17 protein-coding genes and 1 pseudogene are annotated in these 16,675 nt (G+C 65.4%); 10 read left to right on the top strand and 8 right to left on the bottom strand.

What is annotated here, in order from left to right; all coding sequences use genetic code 11:
• From MTR66_RS17855 to MTR66_RS17845, 3 genes are all read left to right on the top strand, one after another.
• Positions 1 to 293, top strand: a 293-nt coding sequence (locus MTR66_RS17855; protein ID WP_243923533.1) for a cytochrome P450, incomplete at its 5' end; no start/stop codon positions are given.
• A 5-nt stretch (positions 294 to 298) separates the two neighbouring features.
• Positions 299 to 1,048, top strand: coding sequence for an SDR family NAD(P)-dependent oxidoreductase (locus tag MTR66_RS17850; protein ID WP_243923531.1), 750 nt, complete (start codon positions 299 to 301; stop codon positions 1,046 to 1,048).
• A gap of 30 nt (positions 1,049 to 1,078) precedes the next feature.
• The gene (locus MTR66_RS17845) at positions 1,079 to 1,456 is read left to right on the top strand and encodes an SgcJ/EcaC family oxidoreductase (RefSeq protein WP_243923529.1); all 378 of its coding nucleotides are present in this window, start codon (positions 1,079 to 1,081) and stop codon (positions 1,454 to 1,456) included.
• Positions 1,457 to 1,474: 18 nt separating this feature from the next.
• On the opposite strand, the gene MTR66_RS17840 is transcribed toward MTR66_RS17845, so the two are convergent.
• From MTR66_RS17840 to MTR66_RS17820, 5 genes are all read right to left on the bottom strand, one after another.
• Complete coding sequence (locus MTR66_RS17840) at positions 1,475 to 2,257, bottom strand: sulfite exporter TauE/SafE family protein (protein ID WP_243923527.1); 783 nt, start codon at positions 2,255 to 2,257, stop codon at positions 1,475 to 1,477.
• A 141-nt stretch (positions 2,258 to 2,398) separates the two neighbouring features.
• On the bottom strand, positions 2,399 to 3,322 hold the full coding sequence (locus MTR66_RS17835) for an MBL fold metallo-hydrolase (protein ID WP_243923525.1): 924 nt from the start codon (positions 3,320 to 3,322) through the stop codon (positions 2,399 to 2,401).
• Entirely contained in the window at positions 3,319 to 4,587 is a 1,269-nt protein-coding gene (locus MTR66_RS17830) for a TolC family protein (protein WP_243923523.1), read from the bottom strand. The genes MTR66_RS17835 and MTR66_RS17830 overlap by 4 nt, the downstream gene beginning before the upstream one ends.
• An 11-nt stretch (positions 4,588 to 4,598) precedes the next feature.
• Positions 4,599 to 4,802 (bottom strand): YgaP family membrane protein, encoded by a 204-nt coding sequence (locus tag MTR66_RS17825; RefSeq protein WP_243923521.1) that lies wholly within the window; start codon positions 4,800 to 4,802, stop codon positions 4,599 to 4,601.
• Between the two features lie 12 nt (positions 4,803 to 4,814).
• Complete coding sequence (locus tag MTR66_RS17820) at positions 4,815 to 6,095, bottom strand: NAD(P)/FAD-dependent oxidoreductase (RefSeq protein ID WP_243923519.1); 1,281 nt, start codon at positions 6,093 to 6,095, stop codon at positions 4,815 to 4,817.
• Positions 6,096 to 6,266: 171 nt separating this feature from the next.
• On the opposite strand from MTR66_RS17820, the gene MTR66_RS17815 reads away from it, so the two are divergent.
• Genes MTR66_RS17815 through trxC form a run of 5 tightly spaced genes read left to right on the top strand, consistent with a single transcriptional unit; the run spans position 6,267 to position 11,602 of the window.
• Positions 6,267 to 6,602, top strand: coding sequence for a rhodanese-like domain-containing protein (locus tag MTR66_RS17815; protein WP_243923517.1), 336 nt, complete (start codon positions 6,267 to 6,269; stop codon positions 6,600 to 6,602).
• Positions 6,603 to 6,636: 34 nt separating this feature from the next.
• The gene (locus MTR66_RS17810) at positions 6,637 to 7,626 is read left to right on the top strand and encodes an efflux RND transporter periplasmic adaptor subunit (protein ID WP_243923515.1); all 990 of its coding nucleotides are present in this window, start codon (positions 6,637 to 6,639) and stop codon (positions 7,624 to 7,626) included.
• The gene (locus tag MTR66_RS17805; RefSeq protein WP_243923512.1) at positions 7,623 to 10,847 is read left to right on the top strand and encodes an efflux RND transporter permease subunit; all 3,225 of its coding nucleotides are present in this window, start codon (positions 7,623 to 7,625) and stop codon (positions 10,845 to 10,847) included. The genes MTR66_RS17810 and MTR66_RS17805 overlap by 4 nt, the downstream gene beginning before the upstream one ends.
• Positions 10,844 to 11,155 carry an ArsR/SmtB family transcription factor gene (locus MTR66_RS17800; protein WP_243923510.1) on the top strand — a complete coding sequence of 104 codons (312 nt, stop codon included), beginning with the start codon at positions 10,844 to 10,846 and terminating at the stop codon, positions 11,153 to 11,155. The genes MTR66_RS17805 and MTR66_RS17800 overlap by 4 nt, the downstream gene beginning before the upstream one ends.
• A 9-nt stretch (positions 11,156 to 11,164) precedes the next feature.
• On the top strand, positions 11,165 to 11,602 hold the full coding sequence (gene trxC, locus MTR66_RS17795) for a thioredoxin TrxC (protein WP_243923508.1): 438 nt from the start codon (positions 11,165 to 11,167) through the stop codon (positions 11,600 to 11,602).
• 110 nt (positions 11,603 to 11,712) lie between these two features.
• Here the strand turns inward: trxC and cydX are convergent, their stop codons facing one another.
• The 3 genes from cydX to MTR66_RS17780 are packed head-to-tail and all read right to left on the bottom strand — an operon-like array spanning position 11,713 to position 14,582.
• The gene (cydX, locus tag MTR66_RS17790) at positions 11,713 to 11,823 is read right to left on the bottom strand and encodes a cytochrome bd-I oxidase subunit CydX (protein ID WP_243923506.1); all 111 of its coding nucleotides are present in this window, start codon (positions 11,821 to 11,823) and stop codon (positions 11,713 to 11,715) included.
• Positions 11,824 to 11,838: 15 nt separating this feature from the next.
• Positions 11,839 to 12,987, bottom strand: coding sequence for a cytochrome d ubiquinol oxidase subunit II (gene cydB / locus MTR66_RS17785; RefSeq protein ID WP_243923504.1), 1,149 nt, complete (start codon positions 12,985 to 12,987; stop codon positions 11,839 to 11,841).
• A gap of 14 nt (positions 12,988 to 13,001) precedes the next feature.
• On the bottom strand, positions 13,002 to 14,582 hold the full coding sequence (locus tag MTR66_RS17780) for a cytochrome ubiquinol oxidase subunit I (protein ID WP_243923502.1): 1,581 nt from the start codon (positions 14,580 to 14,582) through the stop codon (positions 13,002 to 13,004).
• A gap of 195 nt (positions 14,583 to 14,777) precedes the next feature.
• On the opposite strand from MTR66_RS17780, the gene MTR66_RS17775 reads away from it, so the two are divergent.
• Together MTR66_RS17775 and MTR66_RS17770 are read left to right on the top strand one after the other, a co-directional pair.
• A complete protein-coding gene (locus MTR66_RS17775; protein WP_243923500.1) occupies positions 14,778 to 16,337 on the top strand; it encodes an ABC transporter ATP-binding protein/permease in 1,560 nt (519 codons plus the stop codon).
• A pseudogene (locus MTR66_RS17770) lies at positions 16,334 to 16,675 on the top strand (ATP-binding cassette domain-containing protein); the annotation flags it as partial. The gene MTR66_RS17775 and the pseudogene MTR66_RS17770, both read left to right, overlap by 4 nt.

Below are 16,675 nucleotides of genomic sequence, written 5' to 3'. Positions count from 1 at the left end.
TGCCGATGAAGAAGGGGGACGAGGTGAACATGCCGATCATGCTCGCCAACCGCGATCCCTCGGTCTACGCCGATCCGCACAGCGTCGATATCGAGCGCAAGCCGCGCCATATCGCTTTCGGCACCGGCACGCACAATTGCGTGGGCGTCAATCTCGCGAAGCGCGAAATGCGCATTGTGGTGGAGGAATTCCTCAAGGCCTTCGACAACATCCGGATCAAGCCGGGCGAAACCCCGCGCTATCATACCGGGCGCACCTTCGGGCTCGATTATCTGCCGTTGGTGTGGGGGTGATTCCAATGTTCCGCATGGATGGCGAAGTGGCTGTCGTGACCGGGGCAGGGGCGGGTATCGGGCGTGCGATTGCCGTGATGCTGGCCTCGGCGGGGATGGCCGTGGTGGCGGCGGACCTGTCGCGGCAGGCCGCCGAAGCGACAGCCGCCGCGATTGCCGATGCGGGGGGTAGGGCCGAAGCGGTAGAGGCCGATCTTGGCGCGGCCGATGCCGGAGAGACTGTCGTTGCGGCGGCCATGAAGGCCTTCGGGCGGATCGATGTCTTGGTGAACAATGCAGGCATCTACCAGCCCGGTGGACGACTGCCCGACCTTGACTGGGATCTGTTCGAGCGGACGTTCGCGGTCAATCTGCTGGGCCCGCTGCGCGGCATGATCGAGGCGGGGCGGCACATGCAGCCGGGCGGGCGGATCATCAATGTCTCGTCGATGGAATCGCTGCGTCCGAGCGGGCCGGACATCGCCAACTACAGCGCCACGAAAGCCGCGCTCAATGCGCTGACGCGGCAGGCGGCGGTGGACTTTGCCGAGAGGGGCATCCGTGTGAATGCGATCCTGCCGGGGCTGATCCATACGGAGGGCACATCGGGCACGCCGCCGCAATTGTTCGAGATGATCGCCGCCAAAGCCCCCAGCCGCCGCATCGGAGAGCCGCGCGACATCGCCGGAGCCGCGCTGTTTCTGGCGAGCCCGGCTTCGGCCTACGTCAACGGGCATTGTCTGGTGGTGGACGGCGGCGTGACGATCAGCGGCTGAGCGGCCGTTTCACATACGAGGGAGAGGACCGTGAGCGAATCCAATGAGGCGCTGCTGCGCCGGTTTCTGACCTATTGGGCCACGCGCGATGCGGAGGCGATGGTGGCGTGTTTCGCCGAGGGTGGCGTTTACGACAACGTGCCCGAGCGCAAGCCGCTGAAAGGGCGCGAGGCGATCCGGGCGTGGCTGGACATGTGCTTCGGCCATCTCACCCGCATCGATGTCGAGATCGTCAATCTGGCGGTGAACGGCGAATGGGTGCTGTGCGAAAGGCTGGACGATCACGTGATCGGCGAGCGGCACATGGTGCTGCCGGTCATGGGGGCGATCCGCATCGTCGATGGCCAGATCGTCACGTTCCGCGATTACTATGACCGCAAGACCGTGGCCGAACTGGGCATGGGCTGAGCCCATGCCCGTGGCCGTTTATGCCATGAGCGCGAGCCAGGCGCGGTAGAGCATGTAGAGCGCCACGCAGGCAATCAGGGCGGAAAAGAGCGTGTTGAGCCGCCCTTTCGCGGCGGAGAGGCGCCGGGCGGCGAGAGCGCCAAGACCCGTGCCGAGAATGCCGCCGCCGATGAAGGTGGCCGCCAGCGGCCAGTCGATCAGGCCTGACCAGGCATAGTTCGCCGCCGTCGTCAGCCCGAAGGCCGCGACCGCGATCAGCGATGTGCCTACCGCGCGGTAGATCGGCATCGATGTGGAGGCGACCAGCGCGGGCACGATCAGAAATCCGCCGCCGATCCCGAAGAAACCCGAAAGCGTGCCGGTGCCGAACCCGAAGCTCAGGACTTTGGGCAGGTTCTCCCGGTTGCAGGTGACGCCTTCGACCCCGGCGTCTTTACGTCCCCGGTACATGGCGAAAGCCACCACCAGCATCAGCAGGGCGAAGAGGAACAGCAGCTTCTGCCCGTCGAACGCCTTGCCCAGCGTCGAGCCTGCCAGTGCGCCGATGATCCCGGCAGCGGCGAAAGCGGCGCCGCAGCGCCATTTGACATTGCCTTCGCGCGCGTGATTCCAGACCCCCGCGAGAGCATTGACGGCCACTGCCAGTGCGCTGGTGCCGATGGCAAGGTGCGGGCTTTTCACGCCGACGAAATAGACCATCAGCGGCACCGCCAGAATCGAACCGCCGCCGCCCACCAGCCCGAGCGTGAAGCCGACAAGGATGCCGCTGAGGCCGCCCAGCAGGTATTGCAGCTCGGTCATCTCTTCAGGCCCTGCAATTCATTCGTCATTGCGAGCGGCCGAAGGTCGCGCGGCAATCCAGAGGCGGTTTACACCGCTCTGGATTGCTTCGTCGGCTTTGCCTCCTCGCAATGACGAAGAGGGAAGCTGCGCGCTCATTCCTCACAGCAGGTTCAGCGGCAGCTTGAGGTAGCTGACACCGTTTGCTTCGGGTTCCGGAAAATGCCCGGCGCGGATGTTGACCTGGATCGAGGGCAGGATCAGGCGCGGCATGTCCAGCGTGGCATCGCGCGCTTCGCGCATGGCCACGAATTCATCCTCGCTCACGCCGTCGTGGACGTGGACATTGCCCGCTTTCTCGGCGCCGATGGTGGTTTCCCAGACGTATTCGTCGCGCTCCGGGGCCTTGTAGTCATGGCACAGGAATACGCGCGTGGCCTCCGGCAACTGCATCAGGCGGCGGATCGAGTGGAACAGCGTGCGGGCATCGCCGCCGGGAAAGTCGGCGCGGGCGGTGCCGTAATCGGGCATGAACAGCGTATCGCCCACGAACACCGCGTCGCCGATGACATAGGCCAGGCAGGCGGGCGTGTGGCCGGGAACGTGAAGGGCAATGGCCTCGATTCCGCCGAGCGCGAAGCGTTCGCCGTCCTGCATCAGCCGGTCGAACTGCGAGCCGTCCCGCGCGAAGCTTTCCGGCTCGTTGAAGACTTTGGCGAACACGCCCTGCACGGTGCGGATTTCGCCGCCGATAACCAGGGTGCCGCCCAGTTCCTGCTGGATGTAGGGGGCGTCAGACAAGTGATCGGCATGGGCGTGGGTTTCGAGCAGCCAGTCGACGTTCAGGCCTTCCGCGCGGACATAGGCGATCACGGCATCGGCCGAGCCGTGGCTGGTGCGGCCCGAGGGCTGATCGAAATCGAGTACGGAATCGATCACCGCGGCGCGCTTCGTTTCCGGATCGTGGACGACATGCGTGGCGGTGAAAGTCGCTTCGTCGAAGAACGTGCGCACCACTGGTCCGCGCTTTGCGGCCATCGCGGCCTCGATCTGGGCGGTGGCGGTGTCGATGGGCGTGTCAGTCATGGATCGATATTCCCGGTCAGGGCGTTGAGCTGCCAGGCGGCGACAAGGTTCTGCCCTTGCGCTTCCAGCAGCGCGGCTTCGGCGGTGATCGCCTCGCGCTCGGCATCGAGCACGGCAAGCACTGGCACGGAACCCACTTTCGCTTCGAGCTTGCGGCCCCGCAGCGCCTCTGTGGCGGCTTCGTTTTGCAGGCGTGTGGCATCGACCATGCGGTGGGTGGTGGCAAGGCCGGTCCAGGCATCGATGACCATGCCGGTCAGCGTCTGGTCCGCCTGACGCAGCCGGGCCTCACTGGCATCCACTTCGGCATCGGCGGCGCGGGTCTGGGTGGCGACGCGGCCGCCCGCGAAGATCGTCCACTTGCCCCGGATGCCGACAGCCACGGAATCCGCCTTGTAGCCGGGGAAGAACTGGTCGCGCACGTGCGCGGCTTCGGCAAAGGCGCCGACTTGCGGCAGGCCTTCGGCCCGGGCCGCGCGCGCACCGGCCCTGGCGACATCGACGGCAGCCTTGGCCTGCCGCATCGAGGGATTGGAGGAGCGGGCAAGATCCAGCGCTTCATCGAGCGTGGGCGGCGTGTGCGGCAGTGCGGGCAGGGGGGCGAGATCGCCCGCAGGCTTGCCGGTGAGGCGTTGATAGGCGGCCTCCGCCGACGCGAGGCGGCCTTGTGCGCGCGCCTGTCCCGCATCCGCCTGCGCCTTGCGGGCGCGGGCCTGAGCGAGATCGGCGCTGGAGATTTCCCCGGCCTTGAAACGCAGCCCGGCCTGCCGCTCGACTTCGGTGAGTTCGGAGACGAGCTGATCGAACCGGATCTTGAGCTTCCGCGCGGTCAGCACTTCGGTATAGGTGGAAATCGCGCGGACGACGGTTTGCAGCCGCGTCTGTTCGGCCTGGAAGCCAGCGATCTTCGCACCGCCCCGGGCCTGATCGATCGCCGCCGAAATACGCCCGCCCGCATAGAGCGGCATTTCCGCCGTGGCTTGCAGGGCCAGCGGTGTCGTATCGTCGGCCGTGATGCCGAAGAAGCCGCCGTTGTCGATACGGCCGGTGGCGACCGAGCCCTCTGCACGAAGCAACGGATTGCTTTCCGCCCTGGCACGGTCGAGCCGGGCTTTCGCCGCGGCTTCTTCGGCCTTGGCGGCCGCCAGCGCGGGGGCGTGGGCCAGGGCATCGGCAATGGTTGTGTCCAGATCCTGCGCTGCCGCCATGGGGGCGGCAGCCAGACACGACAGGGGCATCAGCGAAAGAAGCAGCAGGCGGCGCATATCGGTCTCGCTCAGCGGAAGGCGTTTCCGGGTTTCACACCCAGCTTCTTGAAGATCATTGCGGCAGGGCAAAATCCGGTGAAGCTGGCCTGCAGCATGTTGAGTCCGGCGAAGATCGTCAGCCCGATCCAGTACGGGTGAACGGTGATCGAGAGCAGTGCGCTGACGAGGACGACCACGCCAGCGAAGCGAAGAACGGCAGCATCGAGGTTCATCGGTTCTCTCCTCTACTTGAAGCGCAGCTTGCGGATGCCGAGGGCGTGCATGGCGAGCTTTTCGTAGAACGGCTCGCTCTTGCCCCTGCGCACTTTGTGCAGGAAGTACTTCTCGAAGCCGACTTTGGCCATGTGTACCCACTTGCCGCTGGACGACCAGTTGAGGTTGCGCGGCGGGATTTGCGGCTGGGCCACGAAGGCCACGCCGCCATCGCCGAAGTCGGCGAGGCACACGGCGTTCCAGGTGGCTTCCTCGGTCGGCTCCTTGCCCGCGAGTTCCAGCTTCAGGTTTGCGGCAATCGCGGTGACCATCGATTCGATCATGAACCCGGTCTTGGGCACGCCCACCGGCACCGGCGTCGGGCCGACGGGCGGTATCGCGACGCATACGCCCAGTGAATATACGTTCTTGAAAGTGGGATTGCGCTGGTGCTTGTCCGCCAGGATGAACCCGCGCGGATTGACGAGGCCTTCCACGCCCATCACCGCGTCGATCCCCCGGAAAGCAGGCAGCAGCATCGAATAGCCGAACGGCAGATCGTGCGTGGCCTTGACCGAACCGTCCCCGGCCAGTTCCTCGCAGTGCATCATCCCTTCCTCGATGCCGGTGATGCGGTTGTTGCAGATCCACTTGATATGGCGGCCCCGCAGTTCGCTTTCGAGCAGGCCCTTGGTGTCGCCCACGCCGTCAAGCCCCAGGTGGCCGATATAGGGTTCTGCAGTGACGAAGGTCATCGGCACCTTGTCGCGGATCTTGCGGCGCTTGAGCTCGGTATCGAGGATCAGCGCGAATTCATAGGCCGGGCCGTAGCAGGAGGCGCCCTGAACCGCGCCGACCACGATCGGCTTGGGATCGGCACAGAAACGGTCGAATGCCTCGGCGGCTTCGGCGGCATGGTCGGTTTTGCACACCGATACGGTATGGCCATCGGGGCCGAGCCCTTCGATCTCGTCGAAGGCGAGCTCCGGGCCGGTGGCGATGACGAGGTAATCGTAGTTCAGCGAAGTGCCGTCGTTGAGCTCGATGCGGTTCTCGGCGGCGTGGACTTTCTTCGCGCCCACGGAGGTAAAGCCGATGCCCTTTTTCTTCATGATCGGGGGCAAGTGCACCTTGATCGCTTCCGGTTCGCGCCAGCGCACGGCGACCCAGGGGTTGCTGGGGACGAACCAGTAATCGTCCTGATCGTTCACCACGGTCACTTCCGCCTTGCCCTTTACGGCGTCACGGATTTCATAGGCTGCGATCGTGCCCCCAAGGCCTGCGCCAAGGATAATGATCTGGGGCAATGACATGTCATTCTCTCCCGTTGTCAGGTCCCCTCTGCCGACAGTGGTGCCGACGGGAGCGCCCCGATAGACTTAATGTATCGGACTTGACTAATATAACGAATATAGAATATATGCAATAGCCAATGTATGACGGCGCGGCCGGAGCCCGCGCAACACAGCTAAGAGGTGAGAGAGATGGTGTTCGGATTGGGTAAGCCCCAGCACAAGGAAATCACGGCGCAGCAGCTTGATGCGATGCTGAGTGCGGGCGAGGCGCTGGTGGTGGATGTGCGCGAGGCGGACGAGTTCGCGGCCGGGCATATTCCCGGCGCGGTGAACATGCCGCTTTCGAAATTTCAGCCGTCGAAACTGCCCCATCCGCAAGGCAAGACGCTGGTGCTCAACTGTCTGGGCGGCAAGCGCTCGGGCATGGCGCTCGACAAGTGCGGCGTGGCACAGGCCGAGGTCGATACGCACCTCGCTGGCGGTTTCGGCGCCTGGCAGGCGGCCAGCCTGCCGGTCGAGCGCTGAGCGCAAAAGACCGGATAAAAATACAGGGGATGTCATGATGCGCGCAAAAGTCCTGATTCTGTCCGCACTCTCCCTGTCCGTGCTGGGCCTGCCGCTGGCAGGCTGCGGCGGTGGAGAGGACGCGGCGCAGCAGGAGAGCAAGGCGCCTTCCGGGCCCAGGCTCGTGCTGCGGGAAAGCGATACGGCAGACTGGCAGGACGTGAGCGCGGAAGTCGCCACGGTCGATCAGGCGCAAGTGCTGGCACGCATCCCCGGCATCCTCACCGCGCTTTCGGTGCGGGAGGGCGACATGGTTCGCAAGGGCCAGACGATCGGGCGCATCATCGATAGCCAGCTCGGCCCGCAGGCGGCAGCGGCGAAGGCGCAGATGGTGCAGGCGCAGTCCGAGCTCAAGCGCGTGAAATTCCTGCATGACAACGGCGTCTATGCCGATGCCCGGCTGGAGCAGGCACAGGCCGCCGCTTCGGCCTCGCGCGCGCAATATGCAGCGGCAACCGCGGTGGCCGGGCAGGGCGCCGTTGTCGCGCCCGCCAGCGGCCGGGTGCTGCATGCGGACGTTCCCGCCGGCGCGCCCGTGGCACCGGGCATGGCGATCGCGGTGATTACCGCCGGGCCAGTGATCGTAAGGCTGCAAATGCCCGAATCGCTGGCGGCAAAAGTCCATGCGGGTTCGCTGGTAGAGGCGGTTGGCGTCGGTTCCGGCGATGCAACGGGCCGGGTGATCAAGGTCTATCCTTCGGTCACGGCAGGGCAAGTGGCGGCCGATGTCCAGATGCCGGGTATCGACAATACCCTGATCGGGCGCCGCGTTGCCGCAAGGGTCGAGACCGGCAGCCGGAAGGCATTGCTAGTCCCTTCCGGCTACGTCACCCGGCGCTACGGCATCGATTACGTAACGCTCGCCGGGAAGGACGGCACGGCCACGCAAGTGCCGGTGCAGACCGCGCCCATCGCGGAGGCTGGCAAAGTCGAGATCCTCTCCGGCGTGTCCGCCGGTGACACGCTGATCGGGGCGGCGCAGTGAACCTCGGCCTCTCCGGAAAGCTGACGCGGGCAACGATCCAGTCGCCGCTGACGCCGCTGTTCCTGCTGGCCGCGATCATTGTCGGCCTGATCGCCACGATCACTATCCCGCGCGAGGAAGAGCCGCAGATCAAGGTGCCGATGGTGGACATCATGGTCCAGGCACCGGGGCTTTCCGCTTCCGATGCCGTGGAGCTGGTGGCCAAGCCGCTGGAAACCATCGTCAAAAGCGTGAACGGCGTCGAGCACGTCTATACGCAGGCGCAGGACAACGGCGTGCTGGTGACGGCGCGCTTTCTGGTCGGTTCCGATCCCGAAGACGCGGTGACGCGCATCAACGAGAAGATCGAGGCCAACAAGAACCGCATCCCGGTAGGCATTCCGCCGCCGCAGGTGACAGTGCGCGGTATCAATGATGTCCCGATCGTTGTCCTCACGCTGACGCCCAGGCCGGGCGCGGCGGGGCAGTGGACCGATCAGGCTCTGGCTGAACTCGCGGGCAAGCTGCGGACCGAAGTGGCCAAGGTCGATGATGTCGGCCTGACCTTTATCACCGGCGGCCAGCAGATGGCGCTGCGCGTGGTGCCCGATCCGGCGAAGCTGGCCGCGCACCGGGTGCCGCTGGGCAGCGTGATCGAGGCGGTCAGCCAGGCCAACCGCGCCTTCCCCGCCGGAACCGTGCGGGAAGGCGGGGAGGCCGCGCTGGTGGTCGCCGGGCAGAGCCTGCGCGACGCGCGGGAGCTTTCGCGGTTGACGGTCCGTTCGATCACCGGGGCGCCGGTGCTGCTGTCCGATGTTGCCACCGTCGAGCAGGCGCCGACGCAGCATCAGGCGCGGTCCTGGCGCTGGGCAAAGGATGAAAGTGGCAAGTGGTCGATGGCGCCTGCCGTCAGCCTTGCTATCGCCAAGCGCGCGGGTGCCAATGCGGTGACCGTGTCCGAGCAGATCGTCGACCGGGTCCACCTCCTCGAAGGCAAGCTGATCCCGGATTCGGTCACCGTCGCCGTCACCCGCAATTACGGCGAGACCGCGAACGAGAAGGCCAACGAGCTGATCTTCCACCTCGCGCTGGCGACGGTTTCGATCGTCATCCTGATCGGCTTTGCCATCGGCTGGCGCGAAGCGGGGGTGACGGCCATTGTCATCCCGACGACGATCATGCTCACCATGTTCGCCTCCAACGTGATGGGCTTCACGATCAACCGCGTGAGCCTCTTCGCGCTGATCTTCTCGATCGGCATCCTTGTCGACGATGCCATCGTCATGATCGAGAATATCGCGCGGCATTGGGCGATGAAGGACGATCGAACGCGGATCGATGCGGCAGTGGAAGCCGTGGCCGAAGTGGGCAACCCGACGATCATTGCCACGCTGACGGTGGTTGCGGCGCTGCTGCCGATGCTGTTCGTGTCCGGGCTGATGGGCCCCTACATGGCGCCGATCCCGATCAATGCCTCGGCGGCGATGATTTTCAGCTTCTTCGTCGCCGTGATCATCGCCCCCTGGCTGATGATCCGCTTCGCCCGCACTGCGCTTGCTCACCATGAGCATGAGGGCACGCATGGCGGCAAACTGGGCGCGCTCTATGCCCGCTATGCCTCGCGCGTGATCGCGAGCAAGGGCAGCGCCTGGCGCTTCCTGATCGCGGTGGGCCTGGCCACGCTGGTGGCCTGCTCGATGTTCTACTTCAAGGCGGTGACGGTGAAGCTGCTGCCGTTCGACAACAAGAGCGAAGTCCAGCTCGTGGCCGACCTGCCCGAGGGCACCAGCCTGGAGTCGACTTCGCGCGTGTTGCAACAGGCCGCCGCGATCACCCGTACCGTGCCCGAAGTGGTCTCGATGGAAGCCTATGCGGGCACGTCCGCGCCGTTCAATTTCAATGGTCTGGTGCGGCACTATTTCCTGCGCAACCAGCCGGAAATGGGCGATCTGATGGTGACCCTGCTGCCCAAGGGGGACCGTTCGCGGTCCAGCCACGAAATCGCCGTGGATCTGCGCAACAAGCTCAAGGCCATCGCCCTGCCTGCGGGTGGATCACTCAAGGTGGTGGAGACGCCGCCGGGGCCGCCGGTGCTCGCCACGCTGTTGGCTGAAATCTACGGGCCCGACGAGGCGACCCGGGTGAAGACCGCCGAGCAGGTGGAGAAAATCTTCAAGTCGGTGCCCTTCATTGTCGATGTCGACAATTCCTTCGGCCAGCCGCGCCCGACGCTCAAGCTGATCCCGGACCGCGCGAAGCTGGATCAGTACGGGTTGTCCGAACGCCAGCTCTTCGATTCCATCGGCGCGCTATTGGGGACGCAGACGGTCGGTTACGCGCCGCGGGGAAGCGGGCGCGATCCGCTGCCGATCGAAATGACGCTCAACCAGTCGCAGCGCACCTGGTCGGCAGCATTGGCGGCGACGCCGGTGGCCGTGGCGCAAGGACCGGCGGGGCCGCAGCTCGTGCAGCTTGGCGAACTGGTGAAGGCCGAGATGGTGCCGGGCGGCCGCGCGATCTTCCGGCGCGACGGGCGCGGCACCGATATGGTCACCGCCGAACTCGCGGGCCGCTACGAAGCGCCGGTCTACGGGATGCTGGCGGTGGACGATGCGGTTAACAGCTACGACTGGGCGGCGCACGGCTTGCAGAAGCCGGAAATCTTGCTGCACGGCCAGCCTGAGGATGAGAGCCACACCTCGCTGCTGTGGGACGGTGAGTGGGAAATCACCTGGGTGACGTTTCGCGACATGGGCGGCGCTTTCATGGTGGCGCTGCTGGGCATCTACGTGCTCGTGGTCGGCCAGTTCCGCAGCTTTACTATTCCGCTGGTGATCCTGACGCCGATCCCGCTGACGCTGGTGGGCATCGTGCTGGGCCACATGCTGTTCGGTGCGCCGTTCACGGCCACCTCCATGATCGGCTTCATCGCGCTGGCGGGCATTATCGTGCGCAATTCGATCCTGCTGGTGGACTTCATCCGCCACACGCGCACGGCAGAGAAAAGCCTGCGCCAGACGCTGCTGGAAGCGGGCATGATCCGCTTCAAGCCGATCGTGCTGACGGCGGCGGCGGCGATGATTGGGGCGGCGGTGATCCTGACCGATCCGATCTTTCAAGGGCTGGCAATTTCGTTGCTGTTCGGTTTGGCCTCTTCCACTTTGCTCACAGTTCTGGTTATTCCGGCGATTTATGTCGTCCTCAGAGACGATGGTCGCCCATTAGAAAGCCAGCATGAATGAAGCCCGCCGATCTTAACACCCTCAAATCCAACGCCAATGCCATGGCGGCCCGGCTCAAGCTGATGAGCCACCCGGAGCGGCTGCTGATGCTATGCCGGATGGACGAGGGGGAGGTATCGGTCAGCGAACTGGTGGAATTGTCGGGGCTTTCGCAGTCCTCGGTCTCCCAGCATCTGGCCTTGCTGCGTGAAGAGGGGATCGTTGCCATCCGGGGGGAAGCGCAGACGCGCTATTACAGCCTCAAGGATGAAGTCGTGCGGGCCATCATCCATGCGCTTTGCGTGATTTGCGGGACCACCTGCAACTAGGAGATATCCATGGCCGATCCGGTGATCATCGCCTGCCCCTCCTGCGCTTCGCTGAACCGCGTCCCGCGTGAGAGGCTGACCGGTGGCGGCAAGTGCGGCCGGTGCGGCGCGGCGCTGTTCGCCGGGCATCCGGTGACGCTGACCTCCGCCAACTTCGATGCCCATGCGGCGAAAAGCGGCATTCCGCTGCTGGTCGATTTCTGGGCGTCATGGTGCGGCCCGTGCTGCCAGATGGCCCCGCAGTTCGAGGCCGCCGCCGCCGATCTGGAGCCGCTGGTCCGGCTGGGCAAGCTCGATACCGAAGCGGAGCAGGCGATTGCCGGGCGTTTCGGCATCCGCTCCATCCCGACGATGATCCTGATCGCGGGCGGGCGCGAGATTGCCCGTCAGTCCGGCGCGATGCCGAAGAGCGCGATCACCGGCTGGGTCCGCCAGACATTGGGCTGAATGCGAGAACCGCTTTTTTCTGCAAGCCCTGCGGTCCATTTCCGGCCCATTCCAAAAGAAAAGAGCCAGGGTGCGGCACCCCGGCTCTCTTGCTTGTACGTTGGCCTTGCTTACACGTTGACGTCGTCATCCATGGGCGAGCGGAACTCGTGCCACATGCCGTTGACGATGCCGAAGGCTACCGCGAGGCCTACGCCGAGAATCCAGGAAAAGTACCACATCGGTCTCGCTCCTTATCAGTAGAAGTCGGGGTTGGTGCGGACCTGCTCGATGGTCACGCGGCCGAACAGCACCTTGATCGCCCAGGCCGTGTAGGCCAGCACGATCGGCAGGAAGATCAGCGTCACCAGCAGCATGATCCATAGCGTGAGATGGCTCGAAGAGGCATTCCACGCCGTCAGGCTCGACTGCGGATCGATTGCGCTGGGCACGATGAAGGGGAACATCGACAGCCCCACCGTGGAAATGATGCCCACCGTCGCCAGTGAGGAACCGGTGAGGTTGAGTGCATGGCTGCGGCTGCGGATGCCCATCAGCGCGATGAGCGGCCCGGCGAAACCGAGCACCGGCGCCAGCATCATCCACGGATAGCGGCCGTAGTTGTCCAGCCAGGCGCCGGGTGCGGCCACGGTCTGCGAATAGTGCGGATTTGACGGCCCTTGCGCGTCGATCACGCCTTCCAGCCGGAAGCCCATCTGCCCCATCGCGACCCACACTCCGCCCAGCGCGAACAGGACGATGCAGAGCAGGGCGGCAAAGGTACCAAAGCGCCGTGCCCGTTCGAGAACCGGGCCTTCCTCGATCTTGACGGCGAGGAAACCCGCGCCATGCATCACGATCATGGCGACCGACAGCAGCCCGGTCAGCAGCGCGAAGGGCGAGAACAGTCCGAGCAGCGAGCCCTCGTAGAAGGTGCGAAGATCGCTATCGAGGCGGAAGGGCAGGCCCAGCAGCACATTGCCCACCGCCACGCCGAAGACCAGCGCGGGCACGAGGCCGCTGACGAACATCGCCCAGTCCCAGCGGCTGCGCCACGCGGGATCGGCATGTTTGGAGCGGTACTTGAAGCTGACCGGGCGCAATATCAGCGCCGCCAGCAGCAGGAACATCGCCAGATAGAAGCCCGAGAAGCTCACCGCGTAGACGAAAGGCCAGGCCGCGAAGATCGCGCCGCCGCCGAGGATGAACCACACCTGGTGGCCTTCCCAGTGCGGCGCGACCGCGTTGATCGCCAGGCGGCGTTCCTCGTCGGTCTTGCCGATGAAGGGCATCAGCGCGGCGACGCCAAGGTCATAGCCGTCCGTCAGCGTGAAGCCGATCAGCAGCACGCCCAGCAGGAGCCACCAGATCAGGCGCAGCGTTTCGTAATCGAGGGGTATAGCCATCTTGTGAACCTCCCTTATTCGGCCGGCAGCGGGGCGAAGCCCGCATTGCCCTGCTGCTGTCCGCCTTCGGAGGACGCCGGGGGATGCTCCACCGGCCCCTTGCGGACGGCGGCGATCATCAGGCGCACTTCGATCACGGCCAGCGTGCCGTAGAGCAGGGTGAAGCCGACGATCGTCGTCCAGATCTGGCTGATCGTCAGCGAGGATGCGCCGAGGAACGTCGGCAGCACGCCTTCCACCGCCCAGGGCTGACGGCCGATCTCGGCCAAGACCCAGCCGCCCTCGATGGCAAGCCATGGCAGAGGCACGATGACCACCGCCAGTTTCAGGAACCAGCGCTTGTTGAACTGGCAGACGGAGGCGCAGTAGAAGGCCAGCGCGAAGAAGGCGATGAAGAAGAAGCCAATCCCCGCCATCATCCGGAACAGCCAGAACATCACTGGCACATCCGGAATGGTGTCCTTGGCCGCCATCAGGATTTGCTGATCGCTCGCCTGCCGCGGATCGGGCACATAGCGCTTGAGCAGCATGGCATAGCCCAGATCGCGCTTGTGCAGCTCGAAGGCCTCGCGCGCGGGGGCACTGGTGCGGTCGGTCTTGAGTTTCTCCACCGCGTCATAGGCGATCAGCCCGCTGCGGATACGCTCGTCGGCTTTCAGCACCAGATCGTTGATGCCCATGACTTCGCCCGTCAGGCTGCGGGTGGAGATCAGGCCCAGCACATAGGGGATCTTGATGTCGAAGTGGGTGACATGCTTGTCCATGTCCGGAAAGCCGAAGATGGAGAGGCCCGCCGGGGCCGGTTCGGTTTCCCACATCGCCTCGATCGCGGCGAGCTTCATCTTCTGGTTGTCGGTCAGGGCATAGCCCGACTCGTCCCCCAGAACGACCACCGACAGCGAAGAGGCGAGGCCGAACGCGGCCGCCACCATCATCGAGCGGCGGGCGACATTGGTCCATTTGCCTTTCAACAAATACCAGGCCGAAACGCCCATGACGAAGACCGAGGCGCAGACGTAGCCTGCGCTCACGGTGTGCACGAACTTGGCCTGCGCCACCGGATTGAACAGCACGGCATAGAAGTCAGTCACTTCCATGCGCATCGTTTCCGGATTGAAAGCAGAGCCCGCCGGGTGCTGCATCCACCCGTTGGCAATCAGAATCCACAGCGCGGAGAGGTTGGAGCCGAGCGCGACGCAGAACGTCACGAACAAGTGGCCGACCTTGGACAGCCGGTCCCACCCGAAGAACATCAGGCCCACGAACGTGGCTTCGAGGAAGAAGGCCATCAGGCCTTCGATGGCGAGCGGTGCGCCGAAAATGTCCCCCACGTAGTGCGCGTAATAGGCCCAGTTGGTCCCGAACTCGAACTCCATGGTGATCCCGGTGGCAACGCCCAGCACGAAATTGATGCCGAACAGCTTGCCCCAGAAGCGGGTAGTGACGCGCCAGATCTCCTTGCCCGTCATCACATAGATACTCTCCATGATGACAAGCAGGAACGAAAGGCCCAGGGTCAGAGGTACGAATAGAAAGTGGTACATGGCCGTGAGGGCGAATTGCAGCCGCGAAAGCTCGACAACTGCCATATCCATGAGCATGCTCCTGTCGCTGTGGTAGCCGGAGGCGGGACTCGACTCGAAGGGTCCCGTCGTTTAGCGGGCTCCAAATATTAGCCGTTGTTAATGTAGTCAATGCCTGCCCGGTCCTGAATGTCCTTATCTCATAGTGTTACAACAGATTCTGTCCCGTTTCCGGGACGCTCCCGGCGTAAGTTCGATGCTGCGGCGGTGTGGTGGCTGTCCGACACCGCCGGGGCGGTGCTGTTTGCCGGCTGCCTGGCGCTGCTGCTGGGCGGCTGGGTAGCGCAGGGCCGGGTTCCGGCGGCCACGCCCTGGCTGCTGGCGGGCATTGTCCTGAGCGGCGTGCTGCGCGCGGGAGCGCAGGGCATGGCAGCACTGGCCGGACAGCGCGAGGCCATCGGCATCAAGCGCGATCTGCGGCGCAGGCTGATCGGCGCGTTGCTGCCCACGGGCCTCGTGCGCGGGCGCCTTGCCGGGGAGGACATGCGCGCCGCGATCGACGATGTGGAAGCCTATGAAGGGCTGATCGCGCGGTTCGGCCCGCTGAAGCTGGCCGCCGTCGCCTCTCCGCTGATGATCGCGGCGATCGTCGCTTTCGCAAGCTGGGTCTGCGCGCTGATCATGGTCATGACGCTGGTGCCGTTCGGCGTGGGCATGGCCTTTGCCGGGCTGGCGGGCAAGGCGGAGGCGGAGCGGCAGCTGGAGGCGCTCTCCCGGCTCTCCGGCCTGTTCGTGGACCGGGTGGCGACACTGCCGATTGTCCTTTCCTTCGGCGCGGAGGACCGGGTGACGCGCCAGATCGGCGAGGCCGCGCGCGAAGTCGCCTCACGCACGATGCAGGTGCTGCGCGTGGCTTTCCTGTCGAGCGCGGTGCTGGAATTCTTCGCCGCGCTCTCGGTGGCACTGGTGGCGGTGTACTGCGGGTTTTCGTTGCTGGGGCTGTTGCCGTTTCCGGCACCGGAAGAGCTGACGCTGGGCCGCGCGTTCTTCGCGCTGGCACTGGCGCCCGAATTCTATCTGGGCATGCGCCGGATGGCGGCGGCCTATCACGACAAGCAGCAGGGCGAGGCGGCCGAGGCCAGCATTACCGGGGCCTTGCAGCAGGCCGGGGCGCACCGGGGGGCAGAGATTGCTCCGGCGGTGGCCAGCGTCAGCCGTTTGACCGTGGCAGGGCTGGAAGTGACGTATTCCGACGGCAACCGCATCGGCCCGTTCGCGGCGGATTGGCAAGGGCCGGGACTTCATGCGCTGACCGGGCCTACCGGGGCCGGAAAGTCCTCGCTGCTCCACGCGCTGATCGGCATGACGCCTGCGATGACGGGCGCGGTCATGCTCGACGGCGCCGGCACTGCCCCTGCCGCGTTGGCGGCGTTGACGGGCTGGGCTGGGCAAAGGCCCCTGCTGCTGCCGGGAACGTTGCGCGAGAATCTGTTTCTGGGAAGCGCGGACGGCGCGGCGGACCTGCTGCCGCTGCTGGAGGCTTGCGGCTTGTCCTCGCTGATCGGGGAGCGGGGGCTCGATCTGGCGATCGATCCGCGCGGCTCGGGACTTTCGGGCGGCGAGCGGCGGCGGATCGGTCTGGTCCGGGCGATCGCCTCGGGCCGTCCGCTGCTCTTGCTGGACGAACCCACCGCCGATCTCGACAGCGAGACGGCCTGCCGGGTGCGCGGCCTGATCGAGGCCGTCTCGCGCGAGAGGCTGGTGATCGCGGCCACGCACGATGCCGCGCTTGCCGAACGCGCCGCCAGCGTGGTGAGGCTGTCATGATTGCACGGATGCTTCAGGACGCCAGCAGGCGCCAGCGCCGGGCCACCGGTGTGGCGATCGTGCTGGCCGTGCTGGCGGCGATCGCGGGTGTTGGGCTGCTCGCGGTATCGGGCTGGTTCCTCACCGGGGCGGCGATCGCCGGTGCGGCAGGCGCCGTGGCTGCGCGCGGGTTCAATTACCTCCTGCCCAGCGCGGGCATTCGCGCCTTCGCGATCACCCGCACGCTGGGGCGCTATGGCGAGCGGCTGTTCAGCCACCGCGCGGCGTTCTTCGCGCTCGCCGATGTGCGCCCGGCGCTGTTCGCGCGGCTGGCGGGCGCGGAGCCCGGCGCGGTGTTC

It is taken from the genome of Novosphingobium beihaiense (assembly GCF_022832375.1).
In the GTDB taxonomy this organism is placed as follows: Bacteria; Pseudomonadota; Alphaproteobacteria; order Sphingomonadales; family Sphingomonadaceae; genus Novosphingobium; species Novosphingobium beihaiensis.
This window is presented reverse-complemented; position numbering and strand designations above follow the sequence as displayed.